General features: G+C 43.9%; 17 protein-coding genes. 2 read left to right on the forward strand and 15 right to left on the reverse strand.

Going from position 1 to position 23,615, the window contains the following annotated elements; all coding sequences use genetic code 11:
• Positions 1-18 precede the first annotated feature (18 nt).
• Positions 19-765 carry a sugar phosphate isomerase/epimerase family protein gene (locus CS562_RS28335; protein WP_076291408.1) on the reverse strand — a complete coding sequence of 249 codons (747 nt, stop codon included), beginning with the start codon at positions 763-765 and terminating at the stop codon, positions 19-21.
• Positions 766-919: 154 nt separating this feature from the next.
• Between CS562_RS28335 and CS562_RS28340 the strand changes: the two genes are divergently transcribed.
• Positions 920-1,750 carry a helix-turn-helix domain-containing protein gene (locus CS562_RS28340; RefSeq protein ID WP_076291409.1) on the forward strand — a complete coding sequence of 277 codons (831 nt, stop codon included), beginning with the start codon at positions 920-922 and terminating at the stop codon, positions 1,748-1,750.
• A gap of 52 nt (positions 1,751-1,802) precedes the next feature.
• On the opposite strand, the gene CS562_RS28345 is transcribed toward CS562_RS28340, so the two are convergent.
• The 12 genes from CS562_RS28345 to CS562_RS28400 all read right to left on the reverse strand — a co-directional run bounded on the left by CS562_RS28345 (position 1,803) and on the right by CS562_RS28400 (position 19,561).
• Entirely contained in the window at positions 1,803-4,898 is a 3,096-nt protein-coding gene (locus CS562_RS28345) for an alpha-mannosidase (RefSeq protein WP_218966753.1), read from the reverse strand.
• A 169-nt stretch (positions 4,899-5,067) separates the two neighbouring features.
• Positions 5,068-6,429 (reverse strand): ABC transporter substrate-binding protein, encoded by a 1,362-nt coding sequence (locus tag CS562_RS28350; protein WP_180287236.1) that lies wholly within the window; start codon positions 6,427-6,429, stop codon positions 5,068-5,070.
• Positions 6,430-6,559: 130 nt separating this feature from the next.
• On the reverse strand, positions 6,560-7,537 hold the full coding sequence (locus CS562_RS28355; RefSeq protein ID WP_064637608.1) for a carbohydrate ABC transporter permease: 978 nt from the start codon (positions 7,535-7,537) through the stop codon (positions 6,560-6,562).
• On the reverse strand, positions 7,534-8,430 hold the full coding sequence (locus tag CS562_RS28360; RefSeq protein ID WP_125477339.1) for a carbohydrate ABC transporter permease: 897 nt from the start codon (positions 8,428-8,430) through the stop codon (positions 7,534-7,536). The genes CS562_RS28355 and CS562_RS28360 overlap by 4 nt, the downstream gene beginning before the upstream one ends.
• Positions 8,427-10,598 carry a DUF5696 domain-containing protein gene (locus CS562_RS28365; RefSeq protein WP_099858925.1) on the reverse strand — a complete coding sequence of 724 codons (2,172 nt, stop codon included), beginning with the start codon at positions 10,596-10,598 and terminating at the stop codon, positions 8,427-8,429. Before CS562_RS28365 ends, CS562_RS28360 begins: the two co-directional genes overlap by 4 nt.
• Before the next feature lie 46 nt (positions 10,599-10,644).
• Positions 10,645-12,660 carry a YIP1 family protein gene (locus CS562_RS28370; protein ID WP_099858927.1) on the reverse strand — a complete coding sequence of 672 codons (2,016 nt, stop codon included), beginning with the start codon at positions 12,658-12,660 and terminating at the stop codon, positions 10,645-10,647.
• Between the two features lie 28 nt (positions 12,661-12,688).
• Complete coding sequence (locus tag CS562_RS28375) at positions 12,689-13,555, reverse strand: carbohydrate ABC transporter permease (RefSeq protein WP_076291413.1); 867 nt, start codon at positions 13,553-13,555, stop codon at positions 12,689-12,691.
• Between the two features lie 2 nt (positions 13,556-13,557).
• A complete protein-coding gene (locus tag CS562_RS28380) occupies positions 13,558-14,529 on the reverse strand; it encodes a carbohydrate ABC transporter permease (RefSeq protein ID WP_257219631.1) in 972 nt (323 codons plus the stop codon).
• Positions 14,526-17,486, reverse strand: a complete 2,961-nt coding sequence (locus CS562_RS28385; protein WP_099858931.1) for an extracellular solute-binding protein — start codon at positions 17,484-17,486, stop codon at positions 14,526-14,528. Before CS562_RS28385 ends, CS562_RS28380 begins: the two co-directional genes overlap by 4 nt.
• The gene (locus CS562_RS28390) at positions 17,483-18,601 is read right to left on the reverse strand and encodes an ABC transporter ATP-binding protein (RefSeq protein WP_076291415.1); all 1,119 of its coding nucleotides are present in this window, start codon (positions 18,599-18,601) and stop codon (positions 17,483-17,485) included. The genes CS562_RS28385 and CS562_RS28390 overlap by 4 nt, the downstream gene beginning before the upstream one ends.
• Positions 18,602-18,895: 294 nt before the next feature.
• Positions 18,896-19,063 (reverse strand): LysR substrate-binding domain-containing protein, encoded by a 168-nt coding sequence (locus tag CS562_RS28395; RefSeq protein ID WP_257219632.1) that lies wholly within the window; start codon positions 19,061-19,063, stop codon positions 18,896-18,898.
• Between the two features lie 69 nt (positions 19,064-19,132).
• Complete coding sequence (locus CS562_RS28400) at positions 19,133-19,561, reverse strand: MarR family winged helix-turn-helix transcriptional regulator (protein ID WP_076291416.1); 429 nt, start codon at positions 19,559-19,561, stop codon at positions 19,133-19,135.
• A gap of 159 nt (positions 19,562-19,720) precedes the next feature.
• On the opposite strand from CS562_RS28400, the gene CS562_RS28405 reads away from it, so the two are divergent.
• Positions 19,721-21,031, forward strand: coding sequence for an amidohydrolase family protein (locus CS562_RS28405; protein WP_099858932.1), 1,311 nt, complete (start codon positions 19,721-19,723; stop codon positions 21,029-21,031).
• A gap of 386 nt (positions 21,032-21,417) precedes the next feature.
• Here the strand turns inward: CS562_RS28405 and CS562_RS28410 are convergent, their stop codons facing one another.
• Complete coding sequence (locus CS562_RS28410) at positions 21,418-22,404, reverse strand: glycoside hydrolase family 43 protein (RefSeq protein WP_099858934.1); 987 nt, start codon at positions 22,402-22,404, stop codon at positions 21,418-21,420.
• A gap of 88 nt (positions 22,405-22,492) precedes the next feature.
• Complete coding sequence (locus CS562_RS28415) at positions 22,493-23,515, reverse strand: endo-1,4-beta-xylanase (RefSeq protein WP_099858935.1); 1,023 nt, start codon at positions 23,513-23,515, stop codon at positions 22,493-22,495.
• Positions 23,516-23,615 lie beyond the last annotated feature (100 nt).

The raw sequence follows: 23,615 nt of genomic DNA on the forward strand, positions 1-23,615 counted from the left end.
GATCGATCTCCTTTTCCTCTAGCGGTAACCTAGAGAAGCCAAATTATTGTAGCTCGTCTGCAAACAATCGAATGGACTCGTCTGACATACGTCCTGCTCTACGAGCAAATATTTCGTATTTGCACTTTCAAGCGCTTTCAAAATCCCTGTGAAATTCATGTTACCTTCCATCACCGGTTCCATTTGCTTATCCGAACCCATGTCCTTCAAATGCACGCAATGAAGCCGGTCCTGTAATTTGTCGATCCATTCGCATACGTCAGCTCCGGCAGCATGTACCCAATACGTATCCAGAGTAATTCCCAGTTCTTCGGGTGAGAAATCTTCGATAAGACGTTCGATCATACGCTTGCCATCCATTTTCTCAAACTCGAAGTGATGGTTGTGATACATGAATAGCTTTCCGGATCTGGCGATCCGCCCAGCCGCTTCCCTGAAATCACTCGCGAAATATCCGTACCAATCCAGTGACCGATATTTATCCGGCATAGCTCCAATACCGATATAATCGCAGCCAAGAATGTTATGCTCCTCAATCACTTGATCGGTTTCATACAAAATCCGCTCAGGACTCGTATGCGTCAGAACAATTTGGAGCGATAACTCGTCACACATGGCTCTAAGTGTTTCCGGCTTGATTTTACCGATTGCAGAAACTTGGATCGATGTGTAACCCATCTCGGCAATTTTTTGCAATGTACGTTTGATGTCGTTTTCAGTTTGAAGAAAAGAACGTACCGTGTACAACTGTGCACCTAAAATCACATGAAACAGCTCCCTCTCTACGTTTGGAATGTGTCTACATTAATTAATTATAGTTCTGACATGTAGATATTCCATTGTAAATCGGAGCAATTACATTGCAAATATAGCGTCGATCTATTAGACTAACTTTACACCGAGTGGAAGAGGTGATTGAATGAATACTGTCAATATCCATACCGAATCGTTAATTCTTCACCACGCTGTAGACCGTAAGAAGACTGAACAATATGCACTTCACTGTCACAATTACTACGAGGTGTTCTATTTCGTTGCCGGTGATGTGAGCTATCTTGTAGAAGGCAAACATTATGTTCCCAAGCCCCACAGCCTCTTGCTAATTGCTCCCCACGTTTTTCATGGGGTCAAAATCGAAAGCGACATTCCCTATGAGAGAATATCGCTCCATTTTGTACCTGGCTTTCTACCTCTTGAAAACCAGTCAGTCTTATTATCTCCGTTCCATCCTGATGACGCTTCGGCTGACATCTATTATATGGATAATGGGAATCAGGTTATGTTTCCTTTTTTCAAACAATTGATCGACGCCAGACATGCTGACGAAGCTATTCGTGAATTGTCGCTTCGCGTGCGTCTCGAATCACTTCTATCACAAATATTGATAAGCAGCTATTCACTCAAAGGGACATCTGAATCTCTATCATCCACTAAATCCGTATCAAAAATTATTGCTTATCTAAACGATCATATTACCGAATCTATTAAGCTGGACGATTTGTCTGCTGCATTCTACATCAGCAAACATCACCTGAACAAAATGTTCCGGAGAGCAACAGGCACAACGGTTGGCAATTATGTCATTCATAAACGGGTCATTATGGCGCAAAACTTGATATCACAGGGCCAAACAGCCAATTCCGCAGCATCAGCCGTAGGTTTTCATGATTATTCATCTTTCTTCCGCGCTTATAAAAAGGTTCTCGGCTATGCACCTTCTGTCAAACAAAATACAATGCTTCTCAAGTGATGGATTTATCGTTCTGTAATTTGATTTAACATTCAACCATCACTGTTTTATTTTAATAACTCACCTTAATGGTCTTGATTTCAAACGGTTTGAAAACAAGGTCCATATTAGAATCCAGGCTTTCGAGCGTTTCTTCCAACATATTAGTTATTTCCATTTTGTCAAAAGAGATATTTACATCCCAAGAGGTGATTGTATATGCTCCTTCTGCCTCATACATTCGAATGACAAATCCTCTATCATTATTCTCTAACGGTTTGATGGCTTCCACGAGAATATTATCAGCCTCTATCGATAAAAGACTGTTTTGCTGAAATTCCCCTTCCAAAATAAGCGGCTTCATATTGAATTGATATGCAGGATGCACAACATTTTTCGCACAAAAGCTACCATCATGAGGTAAGAAAGAATAACTACATTCATGTAAGCCTTTATCCCCTCGAGGATCTGGACGATTACCTCCCTTATGTAGTGAGAGTTGCATGCTTGAATTTTCCACACTGATTCCATACTTACAATCATTCAATAAGGCGGCTCCATACCTTGCTTCGGACAGATCCGTAAATTTATGATTCACCACTTCAAATTTAGCTTTTTCCATAGAATTATTTCTTGTTGTTGGACGTTCAATATATCCAAACTGTATTTCCTGTTTTGCAGTATTTGTAAAAATAGATGTATCAAAAGCTGTTTTCAAGAAACGATGCTCGTCTTGCCAATCAATCAAAGTATCGAACCTCACTTGCAGACTGTCACTATAGAAAACCATATCCTGAATGATGGTTGTTTTCACTGTAACTTGATACTTGCTTCGAATACGTATTTCAATAGGACCATTAGAAATCAATTCTCTTGAAATCATTGCAGTAGAATCCGCGAATTTATACTGGCTATCCACATCCAGATCCCAATTATCCCATGCAGTTGGTACATCTTCAGCTATAAGGAAGGTGTTGAATGCATAGCCTTCACCGCGGAGCTCCCTCTTGGCTTTTTTGTCAAAGAATGATTCAATATAACCTTGATCATTAAAAGTAACTTTAATTAATGGCGTTTCTAATTGATTCCCATCCAAACCGAACGCTGCTTCACCTCCAGTCTCACCTTCCTCCAGTGTTAATACGATGCTAGAGAAAGCAGGAATCATGACTTCTACGGCTAGCTTCTTGTTACCGTGAATGTCGGCAGTCACTTGTTGAAGATAATCTCCTTGCACCTTTAAACCTTCAGTATAATCTAGATACACTACTTCACACCGGTCAAAAGATAAGGTATTGATAACCGTTCTAGATAGTGATTTGTTCTTAGGTTTAATCAATTCTTGAATGTACTCGGCCGATTTTTCAATGATTGCAGATGTTTCAGCTAAGGATTCATCATGGACACGAGCGATACTTGTACCTGGCAAAATATCATGAAATTGATTAACTAGCATATCTTCCATCAGCGGACGAATTTTCTCGTCACTGGCTATAGTATTTTTCCTAATAGCTTCCCTTACTGTTACATATTCTAGGTTCCTTAATGAAATTTCAGCTAACCTGTTATTTCTTTTGATATTATGTTGACTGGTTAATGTTCCACGGTGTAGTTCCAAATATAATTCTCCGCTATAAATGGACGGATCTATTGCAGTTTCTTCGAGTTCTTTCATGAACTCGCTTACTGTAGTGTGATTTGCTTTAGGAATCCCTTCTAAATCCCGAACACGACGTGCCATTTCAATCATTTCAAATTGTGGACCTCCCCCACCGTCACCAAAACCATAGGCTATTAACCTTTTGTTTGTAACGGATTTTTCCTTAATTCCCCTCATCTCTCCCCCGGCAACATAATCTACCAAGCTTGCAGCATCAGGCCATATATGAGTTCGATTAAAATGTACGAATATTCTCGACCCGTCTAGTCCTTTCCAAATAAAGGTGTCATACGGGAATACATTCGTATCATTCCAGTCCATTTTAGTTGTCAAAAAATATTTTATTCCGCAGCCCTTCATAATTTGAGGCAAAGAAGCGCTATAGCCGAACGTATCCGGTAACCAGAAACAATCCGAACGGTAATTAAAATTCTCCTGCGTGTATCGTTGTCCCCAAATAAATTGGCGGATTAAATATTCCCCATTAGGCAAATTACAGTCACTTTCGATCCATACCCCTCCATTGGGTTCATACCTGCCGTTTATAATCTGTTCTTTGATCCCTTCAAATACTTCAGGGTAATGCCGCTGAACCATTGCCGTATGGTATGCGGAACTTTGTACAAACTTATATTCATCGTATTGTTTCATCAGATTTAATTGATTGGCATAGGTTCGAGTACATTTCTTCAATGTCTCGTCTTTATGCCACAACCACGCTGTATCCATGTGAGAGTGTCCAATAATCCCGGCACTTGGTGCGGATATAGAATTTTGATTTTTTAGTAACTTTTGCAGGATCGGGTGTGCTTTTCGTATAGCGCCCATAAAAGTATCGTAATCTACATTGTCGTAATCGTAGTACAATACTTTATGCACTTCGATCAGTTGGGCAACGATATTGCTTCTCACGAAGTTGTTAGAGTCCAATCTAGCAACAACTTGATTAAGTGTTTTTAAGTCAAAATAAAATGCGCAAATTTCATCATTCTTGGTACATATATCAACGCTTTCATATACATAAGTAAAGTTACCCTGACTCTCTGTTTCCAGAGGTGCCACACCCGGAAAATCATGATGAGCATAGACTTCCAAAGCGATCTCTATATTCTCGCCACCTGTTACCTGTTGTTTTAACATGTCACAGTAATGGTTACCATGGCTGTTCACAATGATTTTCGAGCAGAAAATGCCAGACGGTACACCGTCGACCCACATCATCATTTCATATCCTCCGATGTGAGGATACAAATATAAATTTTGTCCGGCGAGACTACTGAGTACTTTGTAGCTTCCTTTAAACCAACAGTATGTTTTTTCCCCTTCCCATATATCCCCCTTCTTGCAATGCTTAAAATTCGATTCGTCTGGAATCGTATATAGAGATTCTGTTGTATGGTATTTTTTCATTGGCACTTCATCCACTTTGGTAAACATAAGCGGTTCAATGGTCTTGGTAAATCGAACTAACTTCCCGAGCATCCGTTCTAATTGTCTATCTGGCATCATATGAGTACCCTCCATAACATGATTTGGTAGGCTAGCATTCATTCTTACTTCAAGTATAAGCGGAGTAATTCCTGTCAATTCAACGATCTCGTTCTCTCTTTTATCTTATATCACATCAAGTAGAATAACCGCTGATCATAAGACCAACGGTTATTATTCCCGCTTCGGGTTACTTCAGACTTTCGCGTAACTCTAGCGTTTTTTTGTTCCAGGCTTCGGTTTCCGGAATAATATCGTTAATATCTCGATCTCCAAAAATAATATCGTTCAAGAGGTTATTGTAGTTGTAATCTCTCCATCCGACGACAGTCAATCCTGACTGGATTCTAGCATTTTGTTGTGCAATTTTTACCGCTTCAATGTTCTTCCCCTCCCATATTGGAGCTTCATCGTAATAAGCGGTAATTTCCGGATCGTTAACCGACGCATTTGCCCCTTGGTCAATTTTCCATTTCTGCGCTTCTGGCGTGAATTGGAAGCTTAGCCACAGGAACGCCGCCTCCTTTTGTTTGGAGCCCGCAAGCATGGCAAGTGGTCCATAAATGGAATAACCCGGCTGGCTCACTTTCCCTTTGGGGAACGGAAGCACATCCCATTGAAAAGGCGCCTTCTCCTTCAACGTCGGAAGTACCCAGTCGCCACCAATTGCAAAACCTGTTTTACCGTTTATGAAATCCTTAGTCACATTTCCGTCTGCTTCTGCGGCTGCGTTGCTCTGCATGGAACCATCCTTGGTAACCAGCTCCTGAAACCACTTCACTTCGTTCATGATCTCTGGTGTATTCAGCAAACTTTGTGTCATATCTTCGTTCATGTATTGGTGGTTCGCAGCATAACCATCCGCAATCGCTTTACTGGAGAGCATGCGCATTTGAATTTCTGGTTGGCTAGTCACGCCATACTCGCCTGCATTCGAATCGGTAATCTGCTTAGCAATATTCCGGAAATCATCGTAGGTCCAATCATTAGAGGGCATATCGACGCCATGCTTGGCAAGTAAATCTTTGTTCACCAAGATCCACATCGGTACATCAACCATCGGTATCGCCAGCCTTTTGCTGTTGAACGTCATGGTGTCCAAGAAACCCTCAGGAAATTTCGCATTCTGGAATATTTCGCTTTCCTCAATGTAAGGTGTTAAATCTTCAATGAGACCCCCCTGCTCAAAAGCCACCAAATCGGTATCGATCTCGGTCACATCGGCAGGCGTGCCAGCCGCTTCAAGTGATGCAATGATTTCCATGATTGGTTGCTTATTGACGGGAATTTGCTCAATGGTTATCCAAGGATATTTCTGATGGAAGAGTTCATATAACTCGTCATAAGTGCCCTCTTTCCAGGAAATGAACTTCAACGTAACCGGCTCCCTATCCCCATCCTGACCCGTCTCCGTTACTACAGTGTCATTCCCTGCTGGAGGTGAACTCTCCTTATTCCCGCTAGTCCCTGAATTTCCACTGCATCCCGCCAACATAAAAGTCAGAGACAAGACTGCAGCCAATATTGATGTTCCTAACCGCTTCTTTTTCAAGCTTTTCCCTCCCCATTGTGATCTTATTTGTGTTCTTTTCTTCAGAGATACAGACCGTCCACAGCCACTAGCGGCCAGCATTCCCCCTTTCCAATGAAGTCAAAAATCACTTTATCTCCCCAGTAGTGATCTACTCTACAATTCCAGTTCGTTCAATTCCGGTGATGAACCAGCGCTGGAGGAACATGAAAATCAACATCGGCGGGAAAATAATGAGGAATGCCGCTGCCATTTTGGTTCCTTCCGTAACCGGGTTATTAACCGACTCCTGGCTGCTGAGCAGAGAGGGATTCAATACTTCTTCCAGATTGTCCAGACGTATCGACAACGGTGTGAATCCCTTGGCCAAAAACATGGATGGTTCATAATACATGTTCCAATACCAGATGAAGGAAAAGAGAAAGACGACGAGACAGGCGGACTGAGCCAGTGGCAGCATAATTCGGAAGTAAAGTCGGGCTGCAGATGCACCGTCAAGCTTTGCCGCTTCTTCAAGGCTAGGGGGCTGGGATTTGAAGAATTGGCGGAATATGAGAATAAACAGTGCTCCCTTTAAACCCTGGCCGAAGATCGCAGGTACCAGGAATACAAACAACGAATTTAGCAGTCCTAACTTGCTGAAAATAACATACAGCGGAATAATGATGACCTGTGGAGGTATAAGAAAGGTCAATAGTACCAGTGCTGTAATTAGTCCTTTGAAGGGAATAGCCAGCCGTGCAAGTGCGTATCCGGTCATAGAACAGATCAGCACCTGAACAAGTGAACAAGTAAGAGCAATCACCGCCGTATTCCGCAATGCTTCCGGGTATTGTAAGCCCTCGTAAGCCTTTGTCAAGTTCTCCCATGTAACGACGCGGGGAATCCATTTCACAGATGGGTCCAACAGGTCACTGACCGTCTTTAACATCGTGGTGATCATGTAGAGAAGTGGCTGTAGATACAAATACGCCACAATAGACAGCAGCACATAGATGATCAGTTTAGCTAACAACCCGTCTGACAAATTCCTGCCCATAAGCAGAGCTTTAAGCTTTTGCGACTCTCTCCGCCACAGCAGATCTCTTACATTATTTTTGGCCCGATCAAACCATAGTTCTTCTTTCATGATCTTCTCCCCCTCTGGCGCATGCTGCGGCTGAACATTCCGAGTACTATCGCGATCAGGACAAAAATGAATCCGAAATAGATCCAAGCCAATGCACTTGCATATCCGTATCCGGTATCCACTTTGAACATATTGTCGCGAATATGCTTCAGCACTGGATTGAGAGGGAAGGTGAAGAGATCTATGATGGTATAGAGTACATTAAGGCTTATAAACGGAATGCTGGCAGGTAGCGTTATTTTCCAGAAGCTGTCCCAAGGCGATGCCCCGTCAATCCGTACTGCTTCATAAATAGATGGAGATATCGTCTGAAATCCGGCGATAAAGATCAAGATCTGTACCCCCGAATACCAGAGAATTAGGACAACGCGACCCAGCACTTCCATGATCATCTTCGCCATTTCGCCTCCGACATATTGCTTCACTAACGGTTCCAGATTGTATTGATCCAGAAAGGGGATATCGCCTGCCCCCTGCGTAAACAGCTCCGACAACACCTGACCAGTGGCGAAGATGACAGGTAAAAAGAATAAAGCGCGATAGATGAATCTTCCGGGAAACTTCTGATTCAGCAGCAGCGAAATAAGCAGAGCGAAGATAACGATAATCGGAACCATCAACAACATTTGCTGAAAATAGGTGATCATCTCGATCGGGAACACATTGTCCTTTAGGAAAGCATCCCGGTAATTTTGAATGCCGATCCATTCATATTTAAATCCGCCCGGCACCACCGCCACCTTGTGTAGTGACATGAACATTGACCAACCGATGGGTATAGCTACGAACACACTGAATCCGATCATCCAGGGCAGCATGAAAAGCAAACCAACGCCATAGCGCTTGAATTGGTATTGAAGCGCCTTCTTCTTGTGTTCTTGCAACTGGCTCATCGGGCAGCCCCTTTCTCCACCTTGAAGCTCTTGGCTGCATAATCCACAATGACGCGAGTTCCATTCTCATACGTGGTCATATAACGTTCATCACTTATTTGTTCGTGATCAACAATCCTAAGCGAATAAAGATCACTTAAGCTATCAAATCGTCCGTATTCCTCTACAATGCGGCTTTCCCACTTGTCGAATCTGCTGCTGTATAGACCATATACAGGTGTGTTTTTCAACTTCCGTGAATCATCATGAGTGACGAAAAAGGATGGCAGCGCTCCATATTCTATCGCCTTCAAAAATTCGGTATCCTCATCATCGCGCAGATTTCCTGCTTCAAATGTGTAAGGTACGTTGCCATGCAGTGCGATTGGGTAAAATGGAACGGTCTCATCGATCATGAAATCGTAACTAGAGGAGGATGCCATTCCGTCAATGAAATCAGTGCTGCCAAGCACATAAGCATTGCCGCGTTCAACGCTGGTCGATCCCAACTCCTTACGGGTGTAATCAAGTAAACCATTGTATACGGTCTTCGTATATTCTCTTGTACGGATGCCGGACAACTCATAGTCATGCACAAGAATCTCGCCCAATCCGCTGTAATGGATCCCGTTTACTCCAATATCTTTTAACTTGTCAATTGTTTTTGCTGCACTTACTGCCGTATATACTGGTTTAGCAAGATACCACCCATCAATGTTATAAGCCGTACCATCAATACCGCGAATGGCATCTGTTTTGCCAGAGAATGATGACTCGCTGTCCACCCATAAAAAGTCCTCTTGGAAAGCAACATCAATACCTGATTTCTTCATCGAGGCGACAAAGGATTTAGCACCAGTCTCACCTCCGAGCGAACTCTCAATTGGGAAACGCTTCTCCATGTTGTAATCGCCCTCGTTCTGCCAGCCAAAAAATATGGTCTTAAGCGAAGCGACACCCTGCTGTTGCAGCCGCTCTACAATTTCAGTCGCTTGATCAAACGTTGTGGTAGCAACATACTGCACTCTTCCAAAAGCCTTTTCATAATTTCCGCCCATCAATTTCAGGTAGAGGGGAACATGTTCTACCGGTTGCAAAGCTTCTCCCAACTGGCCGGATTCTTGTAAATAATCTCGGTAAGCACTCGCCATTCCGATATAAGAAGCTTGCTCCCCATTCAGAAAGCGGTACTCTACCTCACGGTCCAGGTCCAATTTTTGCTTCTGAATAGCCTTGCTTGGAGTAGCCAACCTACTCATTCTATATAAATACTCTTCTCGGTAGATTTGACTCGAGTACACATTGTAGAAGGATGAGCGTTGTCCAGGTGCCATTGCGACTACATTAGCAGAATCCTCGCCCTTCCTCATGACAGCGACATAAGCATGATCTCCACGTTTCAACCCAAATACCGGATAAGCGATATTCTCTCTGTTCTGAACCATTAAATTGATATTCCCTGCATTGGTCAGTTCCTGGCCATACACCTGATGGATGTACCCTTTGGAAAGGCTTGCCTTTGCCGTATCATAGCGGATCAGTCCGCCTGGACCATCAGGCACAAATAAATATCCATCTTCATTTGCCATAGCAGCGCCGAAATGAGGCAGGACATCCATTGAAAACAACACGTGATCTCCTTCTTCGCGGATTCCTGCTGCCGGCACTTTGACCTTTAATCCGGATTCCGTTAATTCGTATTGAATAGCAAAACCAATGCGTTTGTCAGGAAACCAGTATTGAATTTGAAGTCCTTTCATATCACGGATCATCGTCGTCTCTAAACCGGGCGCTTTACTGTTCAATGTTTCCCTAACCGTTTGGTCTGCTCCTTGCGTACGTACATGGGTTAATACAAACGGAGACTGCAAATTATCTAACAGTTGCCCCTTGACGCTCTCATCCGCGAGCTCAACTTCAGTCGGATTGCTGGTCCAACGGTATCCGCTTCTTTTGTCCAGAACGTAGATTTGCGTATTGAGCGGATTCACATACAGGGCGTACTGATCGTTATCTACCGCAATTGCATAACCATCTGCTTGTGCAGCAGGCTTCCATCTTTCACCTTGATAGAGGGAAGCTTTCTCTGGTATCAGCACTTGTATTCCAGTAGCGGCAAAAATCTCCGTTGTACTCTGCTGCCATGGTTTTATAACCAACACGATGAGCATCAGACCAAGCACCAGCACAATAACGGCGGTCCATCCTGCCCTATTCCATTTTCGTTTGAGTGTGTTATAGATTGATGTTCACCTCTTTGTAAAGCTCATAGAAAAAGTCATACAGATTAAAGGACAATCCGAAAATAATGGAACCAAACATCCAGATCGTCAGAATCGCAAACACAGTAACGGCCGAGTTTTTGATCGTTTCCACAAATTCAAAATTGTGAATTACTTGTGTCATCACAAAGAACATGGAGAGAAGCCACAGTACCATCACCATATTCATGGCATGAATGATGATCGATTCATCTAGTGAGACGATGTTGGATAATAACAGAAGTGGAATTGAGAAGAATACGTATGGTGATAGCGCATACACACTTCCTTGAATTACTTCTCTGAATTTACCCTCACCGTCTTTGACACTGCAAACTAAGTAGTTGGCAACAATCCAGGTGATCCATGGTAGGATGAAGAACCCCATCTCTTTTAGTAAATTAACTTCTGAGAGTTCAACTGGATGAAAGAGGAACCCAGTCCAGTAGATTGTGCATAATTTGATGGCCAGCACGAGAGACAGCAGGGCTATCGTAATCCATGGTGCAATTCTCGCTTCCTTGATCCGGTAGAATCCTTCATATGGATGAAACATCACATAACTGAAATTTTTCAAATCAGCGAAAGGTTGCTGCAAGCGCTCAGAAAGCGGCCGCTTCCGCAGGTATAAACGTATTCCGCGTATACCAAAATGGAGGAAGAGTCCACCCCCTACTAGGCTATATATCAGGATCATAAAGTGGTTCTGCAACCAGTCTAACCTCAGCTTCCAGAAAGCTTTGGAGTAACCTTCTGTATCAAAGGCTGCCTTCATAAACATCAACGCATCCTCGTTGCGTCCTTCATGTAGAAGCACTTTTCCTAAACCTTGAAAGGTGCCGTTATACATATCGTTACGGGCGTAGACAGCTTCCCAGTAAGGCTTGCTTTGCTCGTATTTCCCTTCTGCATACAATGCTAGCGCTTTCAGCACATCTCTTCCCAAATCAGTACGCACATATTTGTGTACGGTATTCGTACCGCTGTCCGAGATCCAGATCGCATGGTTGCTGTCCACCCCAATGCCTGTCGGATAACCCAATATGCCATACTGCTGCGTATCTTTATTGACAAGACCAAACTCAAACATCGCTTCCCCATTACGGTCGTACATATTGATGTGCATAGAGTCAAGGTCAATATTGTAGAGAAATGCATCAGCATCAATCGCAGCATCAACAATACCGTGACCGTTCTCTAACGTCTTATTCTTGAATATATCCACGCCGCCTGCATTCAGTTTACGGATGGCTCCCTTCCCCTCACCGCCAGCAGTCGAAGTATAGATAAAGCCGTCTTTGTCTAGCGAGACATTCGTAATCGGTTTAGGAAGCGCAGCCTTTTCCTTGGCCAATTGATCTTTATTGAGAACCAGTTTCTTCAACCAGTTGAGCATGGATTGATCTGCTTTGTTAGCACCGAAGTAACCCATGAATTCACCTTGGGGATTTAACCGAACAAGCCCTTGATAAGATGAATTCAGTTGTATGTACATGACACCACGACGATCAACGATCAACTTGACGGGCACAAAGTGCTCGGACCCCATTAATGGTGTATTCGGTTTTTTGAAATCACGCTGAAACACCCCGTTTTGATCAAATACCGCGATCCTCTGATTACCTGAATCCGCAACATACACTGCATTGTCCGGTGTGACAAACACACCTTCAGGTGAAGACAACTGTCCTGATCCTTCTTCTTCACCGATTGTACGCAGAAGACTACCATCCTGATCTAGCACTACGATTCGGTTCTGCTTCTTATCTGCGATGTAGACCTTGTCGTCTGAGGCTACGTCAAGGTCTACCGGTTCCCCAAAGTCGGCAGAATAGGCACCTGCTGGTCTGTAAATCGGCTGAATTTGGAACCAGTTAGACTGGTTACTGTCATAATAAGCCGTCCAGTACGGAAGACTTGCTGAAGCTGCCTTCGGCAGAACGGTTAACGCAATCAAGCCTATGAGTGCCATTGATAACCATTTTTTCATCGCGACTCTACTTCCTTTACTGATGACTTTACTTAATACCGGAATGGACCATCGTCTCCAATACCTTGCGTTGGAAGAGCAGGAAGATGATCAAATTCGGGATAAAAATGAGCAGTCCGGCTGCTGCTGCCATATTCTGTCCTGCGACATTGTTCTGCAGCCCACTAAGCAGGCTATTCACATAGAACGGTAAAGTACGCATCGCCTCTTTTTGCATGAACAAAGTTGAGGTCTCGACATCACCCCACACATTTTGAAAAGTAAGAATGGATATCGTTGCAATGGCTGGAACGGATAAAGGCAGAATAATTCGTCTGAATATACCGAAATGACTGGCTCCGTCAATCTTTGCAGCCTCCATCAGATCATTTGGAATTTGGGAAATAAATCCGACCAACATGAACACCGCCACCGGTGATGCAAGTGAAGGTAAGATGTGTCCGAAATACGTATTGTTCAGTCCAAGAGCGCTGATGACCAGATAACGTGGAATGGAAACAGTTTCAGGTGCGAACATAAGGGAAAGTGTGATCATCCCCATAATGAGTTTCTTGAAATGGAACTGATATTTTGCCAATACATAACCTGCCATTGTACTGACCATGATTACACTGATGAGTGTAAATGACACAACAACCATACTGTTAAACAGGTAACGGGTGAACGGTACCAAGGCATTGGTAGCGTGAAGAAACAACGTTTCAAAGTTATTTAGTGTTGGCTGTTGTACAAAGAATTGAGGTGGAAACAAAAACAATTCATTTTGTGGTTTAAAGGCATGATTGAAAATAAATACAATGGGTAGTGACATAAATACTGCCAGGCAAGTAAACAACAAAATCAGAATGACATCGAAAGATGATACTGAGCGGAGCTTTCGTAATTTGGCTATCATACTTACAGCTCCTCCTTCGAGTTGAACAGCCGATATGCAAACCTCATCACAAAATAGCTGAACAACAGCAGCATGACCGACACTGCAGAAGCATAACCAAGTTCGAACCGGATGAATGCATAATCATCGACATGATTAATGATCAGATGACCGGCATACTGAGGAGTCACCGCCATACCCGTAAGCTGGGTCGAAATACTGCCTGCCTTCAGTGTAGACACGATGGTCATGACGGCACTGAACAACATCTGTGGCTTCATCGATGGGATAGTGATATAGAATACTTCCTGAAGCCGATTGGAGAGGCCATCGATGCGGCCGGCTTCATACAGCTCGCGATTGACCGTTTGTAATCCCGCAAGCATCGCCAGAAAACCTACGCTGAAACTCATCCATAAGGAGACCATAATCATAATAGGAAGCAAATACTTGGGATCTTGCAGCCAAGTGATTTGAGAGTCAATCCAGCCCATTTGCAATAAAAAATTATTTAGATACCCAACCCTATCGCCACTGAACGCTGCAATCCAAACGACCGACAATGCTACCCCACCAGCCATAGAGGGTGCATAGAACACTAATGTATAGTAATCCCTGACCCGCAGAGGCAGTTGGTGTATCAGCCAAGCGAAGAAGAACGATAGAATATAACCACCCGGCCCAACAATTAATGCAAACAGAAATGTATTCGGAAGTGCCTTGGTCAAAAAAATAATATCTTGCGTAAATAATGCGATGAAATTGTCAAAACCGATAAAATTCAGACTTCCAAACCCATCATAAGATGTAAAACTAAGTGTGGCCGCCATCACGACAGGAACGACGATAAATACGAGAAAGCAAATTAGAAACGGTGCCAGAAAAAGATAACAGAAAGCATCTTTTCTAAGCTCTCTTAGAAAACGCATCCACTTTGATACAAAAGGTGAAGGTGGCTTAGTTGGGTGTAACACTGGAACAACCTCTGTTTTCACGATTCTGTGTCCTCCCATACGTAGGGCTCTGTAATCTGTGGAATATTCAAACTTCTGCCCATGATGCCGAAGTTCCGCTGTCTGCGGTCCATCTCCCGCTGCAGGGACAAATGCGCTTCTTCCAATGATTCATCCGCTGGTATGCCGTCAAATACGGTTCGATTCCATGCAAAATCCATCTCCCTGCCCAAGAAATAGTATCCCGGTACATTCGGCATGTTCAACGCCCAACTGGCTTGTTCCCGAATAGCTTTCAAATCATCAGCAGGCCAGTTTAGAGAGTCCATCGCTTTTACATTGGCTGTATTCCAGCGATATTCAATACCATAAAATGATTCCATATCCGCAGCATATCGAGATTGTATTTCTCCTGAAGTCCACCACTTCAGAAATTCCCAAGCTTTATCTTTCTGCTCGCTTTTTTTCATGATCATCGCACCAGTTAGGCCTTGAGGAGACCAGCGCACAACCTCACCATTTTCCTGCTTAATTCCAGGTAACGGAGCGACCTTCCAATGTCCTGTAATTTCCGGCGCAGCTACTTGTAACTGAACATAGGTGTTAAAATCAGATATCCCAATCGGAATATCCCCATCCCGAAAGTGTTGAAAGAAAGCCGGGATATCAATTGGCAAATTGTATTTTGTAAACATCTCGGTCCATAATTTAAATGCTTGTTGTCCAGTGTCGCTGAATATATTAGATTTCAGACCGTCTTGTGTATAAGGGTCGGTACCATGTTCCAGAAACAATGTGGAATAATCAGCTTTTGGTACGTTCATGGTCATCCCATTCTCTTGCAGAGTGGGTAAGATATCAAACACATCGTCCCAGGTATCAGGCACTTCTAAATCCAGTCTTTCAAGTATGTCCGAGCGGTAAAACAACAATTGAAAATTCTGTACTTCTGGCAATCCATAAGTTCCACCATCATACATCAGAGCTCTGGTAACACCCGGTATGAACTGATTCATCATGTCATCAAAACCTGGATACTGTGATAAATCCTCGACAGCATTCCGCATGGCATAATCTGCAGGTATCGATTCTCCTACTCCAAGTGCAATATCAGGAACCTCTCCTGCTGCATTTCCAAGGATTAACATGTTTGGATTTGGCATAAGATTGATATTGACTTCAATCCCTGTCTTGGGCGTGAAATCCTGGCTAACCAGTTCGCGCAATAAATCAACATAATCCCGCCCTCGTCCGACCCAGATCGTTAACGCACCTTCTTCTTCTGGCCCTCCGAGATCATAATCCACATAGAAGGAACGTGAGAAGTCCGCTAACGAATAAGGTATTCGTGAGAGTGCAGTAGGCTCTTTGAGGCCTGTCTTAGCATCCGGTGTCCGCACAACCAGATAATCGAGAAGTAGCGGTTGCTTGGTCAGAGTCGACATCCATGTCCCGATATTGGCCTGGATCGTGGAGAATTCTTTGATTTTGCTTGGAATTTCGTTCACATCGCTCAGCATCTCCTCCAGAATGGTAACCGAAGCTTTAATAGCCTGTGATAGATCCGAATCCCTCTCATTGACCGAATTGGTATAAAGGCGAATCATGTTCAACCGGTCTGTAATAGCTTGAAGTTTGTTCTCAACTTCCGGATCGTACTTTTTCATTTCCCATGTCCGCGTTGAGTCAATATTGGAATCGGACGCGCTCTTGCTATAGTTTCCGGTAATCAACCTCATCTCACGGTCAAAAGCGGCGATCTGTAACAAAGTATCCTTAAGTGCAATCAATATGGGCTGCATCTTTGTTGAATCCGCGGTCATGCGTATAGAGTGCTTTCCTTGTTTAAGGTAGAATTTAAAGGGTTCCCCGGAAACATTGGATAAGGTCGTAATTTCAAATTCCTTATGATAGTCAATTGCGTAGTTCAGCATTTCCTGGAAAGGAACCTTGCCGTCAATGGAGATGGTACGATAGGCTTTAAATCCTGGACGATAGTTTTGGAAGTTCTTTAGATCAATCTCGTACCAACCGTTTGTTGGCACTTCAATATCCCATTCTACCCATTCACCTGGTAAGTTCCAGTGGTTTCCACCAAGCACATTATAGGTGATCCGTCCCTTGGGATCTGGTGATATGTAGGGCTCTGCCCAATGATCTGTTTGAATTGATAGATGTGATTTGCGTTCAAATTGCTCTGTTTCCCTCACCATGTACCAGTCGGAAGCATCAGATGATACTGAAGGATATGCACTCTTATATTCCTCGTACGGTATGACATGCTCCTGACTTTGGAATGACATTTGTTGCAATGCAACTCCACCTCGTTCGCCCACTAATCTTAGCGTGTGTTCCCCTGTCTCCAGTCGAAACAACAGCGGACGGGAGGAAACCGAATAATCTGATACTGCTTTACTTATCCATTCGTTCAGTTCCGTCTGTTGCGGTCTTACCTGCATACCTAGTTCGTTGCGATCATACGGATACTTAGCATCCTTCCACATCCGTTCCAATTCAACACGTTCCGCTTCCTCGAAGGGATAACTGCCATCAACCATCACTCCCCGAATCACGGAACTGTTACTGCCCGGTAAGGGCTTGTAATCCAAATGAAGTTCATACCAGCCAGCTTTCGCTACATGAAACGTCCAATCTACTGATCCTGCTTCGTTATCCCAATTGAGCACGGTTTTTCCGTCATCCTTCGATGAACTGAGTTTGGTTATCGGTGCTGCTGTGTCATATTGACTAGGGTTGATCCGTATTTCATTCCCGTTTCCTCCAGAACGTTCTTGTTCGCTTACTCCCTGCATCAGGATGGCATAAGGGATTTTATCACCTGCTGGCTGGAATTGAAGTAGCTGATCAGCTGTCACACTACCAGAGTAAACAACCTGTTCCTCGGAGGTTATCCACCGGATAACGCCAACAACCAGGGCAGCAACAATCAATATTTGTATCGGAAAGCGAAGATAGCGGGGCAATGAACGCTTCTTCATGTTTCATCTCTCCCAAATACAAGTTCCGTAGTCTCATCAAAAAAATGTATCTTGTTCATTTGGAGTCCAACCGATACGATCTCATCCGTTTCATATCGTGTGACTGGTTCTGTTCTAACAATTAACCTGATATGTCCAAGCTGGATGTAGACATAAGAATCGGCTCCAGTCTCCTCAGTCATCTGTACAATACCTGGTAGGAACGAAGAATCATCGATACGTCCACGGCAAAGAGAGATGTGTTCTGGCCTCACGCCCAGAATAACGTTTCTAACCGCTCCAAATTTACGTTCTAATCGAGAGACACAGTTTTCTGGAAGCAGTAGCCTCATCCGTTTGTTGGAGAAGTAATAGAACCCATCGCTCACTTCGATCGTGCCTTTAATGAAATTCATTTGCGGAGAACCAATGAAGCCTGCTACGAAAACATTCGCAGGTTCATCATAGAGCTTTCTTGGGGGGGCGACTTGTTGAATAACACCATCTTTCATCACAACAATACGTGATCCCATCGTCATTGCTTCCACCTGATCATGCGTAACATAAACGGTTGTCCGTCTTAGTTCCTGCTGCAGCTTGATCAGCTCTGCACGTGTCTGGGCTCTAAGCTTGGCGTCCAGATTGGAAAGAGGTTCATCCATCAAAAATACTTGTGGTTCTCTTGCAATAGCTCTACCAAGGGCCACACGCTGCTTTTGGCCGCCAGATAACTGACTTGGTTTGCGGTCCAATAGGTGCGAGATTTCCAGTATCGAGGCTACTCGTTTAACACGGGTATCAATCTCATGTTTCGCAGTCTTGCGCAATTTCAGACCAAGTGCAATGTTCTCCAGCACGGACAGATTGGGATAGAGGGCATAATTCTGAAATACCATGGCTATATCCCTGTCTTTTGGTGAGACATAATTAATGAATTTCCCATCCAGGTATAACTCTCCGCTGCTGATTTCCTCTAACCCGGCCAGCATCCGTAGCGTTGTTGACTTTCCGCATCCAGATGGTCCTACCAGGACAAGAAATTCCCCTTCATCAATCGTTAAATGAAAGTCGTTGACGGCAGGGCGGGATTCGCCTTTATACCGTTTAAATACATGATCAAAAGTAATGCCTCCCACCTATTCTCACCTCTCCCTTACTCAACTTCCGTTTGTATTCTCAATGGTAGCGCAAACATTTCCAGTAAAAAATGAGATAAAATTAATCTTTGTAGTTCATTCTTAATCTGTATTTCAAAACAGTAACTAAAGATAAAAAAAGCCCGTGTATGGAACCACTGAACAGTGGTTCCATACACGGGCTTAGTTAAACGATCCAAATGAACACTTACTAATAAATATAGCTTTTCTCATGTTAAGTTGGGCCATGGAACTAAAATCGCTAATTTAGCGACTTTCTAGATGACCATGTTTTTACCCCAACGTTTTCAACTCACTCTTTGCGATATCAATAAAGGCAGCCATTGATGGAGAAATCCATTTCTCACGATGCCAGAGCATCTGTGCGGAAAAGGATACATCCGATAAATCCCATGGTAAAGCAACTAGTCTTTCCTCTCTTAATTCTTCCTTCAAAGCCATCTCAGGTAGGGACTTTCAGTGGGGCAAAAACCTTTTAATCAGCCATCATTTCACAGGAATTTTTCTTCTTTATATCGTCTCATTGATTTTGATCAACAATTTCTTTAATACTTGCTTCTCTTCGTCAGAAAGGACTTGAACGATTTCTTCCTCCACTTTTTGGAAAGACTCTTGGAAGTCTTCAATCAATTCAACCGCCTTTGGCAATACGTATATGTTTTTTTGCCGTTCATTATTGGCCGGGATTTTACGCTCGATGAACCCTTTCTGCTCTAGAGCTTGAAGCATACTTGTAATGCTGGCCCGACTTAGATGAAATCGATCTGCAAGATCCATTTGAATAATATGACTATTTTGGTTTTCGTAAATATAATCAATTACTTTTCCTTGTTGAGCGTTTAGCCCTAGTTCTTTTATACTTTCGTCCGCTCTTTTCTTTAACTTAAGACCGATAATCTGAAATAAATCCAGATAAGGTGTTTCCTTTCGGGATTTCATAATCTTCCCTCCTAATATTGTTAGGAACCTAATTGTAAGTATATAAACTATACTGCGATCCTCTTGGCTTGTCAAAAAAAACATTAGCTAGTTGACAGTTAGAAAACTAACAGTTATGATTCGAATTGTTCGAGAAAGAAACACTTGGGAGGAATTCAAATGGATAAGATAAATAAAAATGCTGCGTTAGAACAAGTTACGGCGATTACAAATGTACGTGTCTTTGATGGGGAGCAAATCATTTCATCAAGACATGTTGTCATTAAAGGGGAGTCTATTGTTTCAGTCGGTGGAGACTTTCCAGCCGATGCAACGATTATCGATGGAGATAATGCGACTCTAATGCCTGGTCTGATTGATGCACATGTCCACACTTCCATCGGCGGATTACGAGATGCCCTACAATTCGGCGTTACCACTGAACTCGAAATGAACGGTGATTTTACTAAACGAGGGCGCGAAATTCAGTTGAAAAATGTGAATGACATCGCAGATGTCCGTTCTGCTGGCACAGCAATCACCGCTCCGGGTGGTCATCCGGATGAATTATTGCCGGATGGAGATGAAATACCTGAATTCGTATTAAAGGAACTAGAGAAGTTATCAGAGGCAGACCGGGAAGCAATGTTAGCCGCATACGCTCACGATCACGATGAAATACCGCAAGTGACAACAGTCGAAGAAGCGATTAAACATGTGCATACCCAAGTCGAGAATGGGGCCGACTATATTAAGATCATGATTGAAGAAGGTACGGTCATGGGTGCACCTGGACTGCCTGTATTAAGTGACGAGATTCTAAAAACAGCCGTGACAGAAGCCCACAAGTCCGGTAAGCTGGTCATCGCCCACGTCTTGACGGCTCTTTCATCGCAACAAGCCATCGATTTTGGAGTCGACGGTTTGGGCCACTTGTTCATCGACAGACCCGAGTACACCTCCGAGTTAGTGAAATCTATAGCAGGTTCAGGCGCATTTGTTACACCGTGCTTGGTGTTGAATTCATCAATTATTGGAAATACGGCATCCGAATTAGCGAATGATCCGCGTGTGCATTCCAAATTAAGCCCTGATTGGATTGATATTTTGAACTCAAGCTTCAATACGTTCCCTCAAGGCAATATGGAGAATAGCTTTAAGAATGTGATGGACCTTCACCGTGCTGGAGTTGATATTCTGGTAGGGACAGATGTCGCACCAGTTCCCGTTCCGAACCTCGGAGGCCTTGCTCATGGGGCAAGTGTCCACCACGAGATGCAGTTGCTAGTGAAAGCCGGGTTCACTCCAATCGAAGCTCTTCAATCGGCTACTTCGAAACCAGCCCGTTGCTTTGGTCTTCACGATCGCGGCCGTATTACCGAAGGAGCGCGTGCTGACCTTGTTCTCGTAGACGGTGATCCAACAACGAATATTTTGGATACCTTGTCGATCAAATCCGTGTGGTTTAATGGTTCGCAGCAACTAACTTAATCCCATTCAATCTGCTCGTATATTGGAAAACTCCGTGCTATAGCACGGAGTTTTAAGCATTTTCTACTGCACTACTAACTTTATTCTTCTCTTCGCTGACCTAATAAAATCCCCTCCGGTATCCAGTGTTAGAGTTTCACTGTCTNAAGCATTTTCTACTGCACTACTAACTTTATTCTTCTCTTCGCTGACCTAATAAAATCCCCTCCGGTATCCAGTGTTAGAGTTTCACTGTCTACCATGAGGGGATATACCTAGGGTTATATTGGAATTCGTTCCTTTTCCTCTTGGAAAACGTACCATGCCCTGAAATTTGTATTCACTCTAGGGCTCTTCAGAATTTACTGTTTCAGAGAAAAAGACATCGGTTCACATTCACATCCATATCACTTCTCTGGATACGGATCAATCATGCGTATGGTGCCATCCGGGTTATACGTCAGCTCGGCAAACTTGACGCAGCGCTTGTAATCAACGCCGCCGGAAAGGGAACAATCGTGATAGAACAAATACCACTTTTCCCGAAATTGTACAATCGAATGATGCGTTGTCCAGCCCATGACTGGCGGCAAAATGGTACCTTGGAACGTAAACGGACCCATCGGATTGTCGCCAATGGCGTACACCAGCTTGTGCGTTGTTCCTGTGGAATAGGACAAATAATATTTCCCGTTATATTTGTGCATCCAAGGGCCTTCAAAATATCTGCGCTCCTCATCCCCAGCGGTCAGCGGATTTCCTTCCTGATCCACGATGGATATCTCCAGCGGTTCCGAAGCCATTGAGAGCATATCTTCACTCAGCTTTGTAACTTTTGGTCCGATCGCCGGAGCATCTGGAGCAGGTCCCTCCGCAAGTTCCACGTAGCTTCCCGTCTGCCATTTCTCCAACTGTCCCCCCCACAACCCGCCAAAGAACATATAAGCCTGCTCATCATCGTCCACAAACACAGCGGGATCAATGCTGAAGCTGCCCTGAATATATTGCTCCTCCGGTTTGAACGGTCCTGTCGGTGAAGACGATGTAGCCACGCCGATGCGGAAAATGCCATCATGGTCCCGAGCCGGAAAAAACAAATAATAGATGCCTTTTCTGTATGCGGCATCCGGAGCCCACATTTGACTGGATGCCCAAGGGACATCCTTCACATGCAGCGCTTCGCCATGGTCCGTCACGGGTGAATTCATGTCCGCCATAGACAGCACATGATAGTCTTCCATCTTGTACTGATCTCCATTGTCATTCACCGGACCGTCGTGATCCAGATCATGGGAAGGATAAATATAAAGACGATCCTCGAATACATGCGCTGACGGATCAGCAGTAAATATATGGGTAAGTATAGGTTGATGCGGTTTAGTTATTTCGGACATACAAATGGCTCCTTCCAATAGATATGTACTCCCGAGTATCTCTTCGAGATGCTGTGGGTTAAACGAAACGATATTGATCCGTTTCATGTCACTTGGGTACAGTGATTCGCGCAACACGCTGATACGCTTCCTTTGGACGATGCAACTCATCGAACAGGAATGGCCAGTTTTTCCGCCCTCGGATAGGGAAATTGTCAAGCCAGGTGTAGTCGTCAGCAGCCCCCCAGAATGTCACAGCGCTAATATGCTCCTTATATTCGTGAAGCAGGCGGAAGATGGATTCGTATCGCTCGCCTTGCAATTCCAGCATCTCTTGCGATGGCTGAACGAGATCTGTACGTCTGTCTTCAAAGCGAAATACCGATACATCCAGTTCGGTGAGCTGAAGCTGCAGTCCAAGCTGCGCATACCGCTCAATTGCTGTGCGCATATCATCCATGGACGGATCATACAGATTCCAGTGTGCCTGCAGGCCAACGCCATGAATCGGCACGCCATGATCGAGTAATGAACGGACGAGCCGATAGATGCGTTCCCGCTTATGTGGATCAGATTCGTTATAATCGTTATAGAACAACAATGCCTGCGGATCTGCTTCATGGGCGAATTCAAACGCTTTGGCAATAAAACCTTCTCCGGCGATATCCAGCCATTTGGATGGGCGCAGGAATGCGTTTGCATCATCCGCATCATCAGAAATAACCTCATTTACAACATCCCAGGCATAGATAACGTCCTTATATCTGCCAACGACGGTCTCAATGTGTGCCTTTAATCGCTCCAGCAATACATCGCGCTCCACCAGTCCGCCAATTTCATTCTCGAACAACCAATCCGGAGTCTGGTTGTGCCAGACCAGCGTATGACCACGCAGCGCCATGCCTTGCTCTCTGGCAAAGGAAGCGATGGCATCTGCATCCTCAAACGTATACAGTTCCTTCTGTGGATGCACACTGGAGAATTTCATTTCATTTTCTGCCGTCAGGCTGTTGAAGTGATATGCAAGCAATGAACGTTGGCTGTCAATCGTCTTCGGACTCACTGCTGCTCCAATGTGGAATGCATCCTTGTACAATTCCTTCAGTGAAGCCTCTTCTCGAAACGAACCCATAATTTTCCTCCTTTAAATTTCCTTCTTCGCATTGATTTATTAGCAACTGAATCAGACCGAGTACTCGAACCAATTAAAATGGGCAGGTGTGCTACTTGCC

Origin of the sequence: Paenibacillus sp. LK1 (genome assembly GCF_002750415.1) — a bacterium.
Lineage (GTDB): Bacteria > Bacillota > Bacilli > Paenibacillales > Paenibacillaceae > Paenibacillus > Paenibacillus taichungensis.

Bases quoted from the DNA above. Each gene is read 5' to 3' on its own strand.
- CS562_RS28340 (WP_076291409.1), top strand. From the start codon at position 920: ATGAATACTGTCAATATCCATACCGAATCGTTAATTCTTCACCACGCT.
- CS562_RS28345 (WP_218966753.1), bottom strand. From the start codon at position 4,898: ATGATGCCAGATAGACAATTAGAACGGATGCTCGGGAAGTTAGTTCGA.
- CS562_RS28355 (WP_064637608.1), bottom strand. From the start codon at position 7,537: ATGAAAGAAGAACTATGGTTTGATCGGGCCAAAAATAATGTAAGAGAT.
- CS562_RS28360 (WP_125477339.1), bottom strand. From the start codon at position 8,430: ATGAGCCAGTTGCAAGAACACAAGAAGAAGGCGCTTCAATACCAATTC.
- CS562_RS28370 (WP_099858927.1), bottom strand. From the start codon at position 12,660: ATGAAAAAATGGTTATCAATGGCACTCATAGGCTTGATTGCGTTAACC.
- CS562_RS28375 (WP_076291413.1), bottom strand. From the start codon at position 13,555: ATGATAGCCAAATTACGAAAGCTCCGCTCAGTATCATCTTTCGATGTC.
- CS562_RS28385 (WP_099858931.1), bottom strand. From the start codon at position 17,486: ATGAAGAAGCGTTCATTGCCCCGCTATCTTCGCTTTCCGATACAAATA.
- CS562_RS28395 (WP_257219632.1), bottom strand. From the start codon at position 19,063: ATGGCTTTGAAGGAAGAATTAAGAGAGGAAAGACTAGTTGCTTTACCA.
- CS562_RS28400 (WP_076291416.1), bottom strand. From the start codon at position 19,561: ATGAAATCCCGAAAGGAAACACCTTATCTGGATTTATTTCAGATTATC.
- CS562_RS28405 (WP_099858932.1), top strand. From the start codon at position 19,721: ATGGATAAGATAAATAAAAATGCTGCGTTAGAACAAGTTACGGCGATT.
- CS562_RS28410 (WP_099858934.1), bottom strand. From the start codon at position 22,404: ATGTCCGAAATAACTAAACCGCATCAACCTATACTTACCCATATATTT.
- CS562_RS28415 (WP_099858935.1), bottom strand. From the start codon at position 23,515: ATGGGTTCGTTTCGAGAAGAGGCTTCACTGAAGGAATTGTACAAGGAT.